The organism is Caulobacter sp. 17J65-9 (assembly GCF_010975005.1).
GTDB lineage: Bacteria > Pseudomonadota > Alphaproteobacteria > Caulobacterales > Caulobacteraceae > 17J80-11.
This window is the reverse complement of sequence record NZ_JAAIVC010000326.1, coordinates 1-826: the sequence shown is the minus strand read 5'-3', so window position 1 is coordinate 826 and position 826 is coordinate 1. Positions and strand designations below refer to the sequence as shown.

The window sequence follows — 826 nt, the reverse complement described above, 5'->3', positions numbered from 1 at the left end:
GCCAGGCGGCGCGCCTCGGGGCCCTCGCCGGCGGCCAGGGCCAGGTAGCCGCGGCTCAGCGCCTCGGCGGTCTGGCGGCGGCGGTTCTCGACGCGGGCGCGTTCGGCCCGGCGCGGCGCCTCGGCGATCCACAGACCGATCCGCCAGAAGGCGACCGCGATCAGCGACAGCACGCCGACCAGGATGGCGGCCATGGCGGCGGTGGTGTCCACCCGCCAGCCGCCCCAGATCAGGTGGGCCGAGCCGGGATCGCCGGCCACCGCGAAGGCGACGGCCAGCACGACCAGGACGAACAGGAAGACGAGGGCGGCGCGGATCACGCGGCGGCTCCGGACGTTCGGGCGGCCAGTTCGCGCAGGGCGTCGGTGCGCAGGGCCGCGATGCGTTCTTCGATCTCGACCCGGTGGCGGGCCTTCTCGGTCCAGGGGGCGATCGCCTTCTGGCCGGAGGCCGGCAGGCTCTGCAGCTCCTTCAGCGCGCCTTCCAGGTCGCCGTCGGCGACATGGCGTTCGGCCCGCGCCAGCACGGCGTCGGCCTCGGCGCCGGTCAGGTCGTCGACCCGCCGCACGGTGATGATGGAGTTCAGCGCGCTCATGGCGCGGTCCAGGAAGCTGCCGCCGCCGGAGGTGCGCGAGGCGGCCGCGGCCTTTGCGGCGACGGTCGGGAATTCGGCGGCCAGGGCCGCGCGGGTCGGCGCGCCGGTCTCGGCCAGCGGACGCAGGCGGGCCAGCGCCGGCGAGTCCGGGGTGAGCCGCTCCAGGGTGGCCAGTTCGGCCGAGAACGGGCCGGACTCTTCGGCCGCGTCGGCCAGGGCGCCGGCGGCGAT

2 protein-coding genes are annotated in these 826 nt (G+C 76.6%); both read right to left on the bottom strand.

From position 1 onward, the window contains the following. A partial coding sequence (locus tag G3573_RS22605; RefSeq protein WP_346427431.1) for a heme biosynthesis HemY N-terminal domain-containing protein occupies positions 1-320 on the bottom strand: 320 nt, incomplete at its 3' end. Continuing rightward, positions 317-826, bottom strand: a 510-nt coding sequence (locus G3573_RS21710; protein ID WP_240454841.1) for a mitofilin family membrane protein, incomplete at its 5' end; no start/stop codon positions are given. The genes G3573_RS22605 and G3573_RS21710, both read right to left, overlap by 4 nt.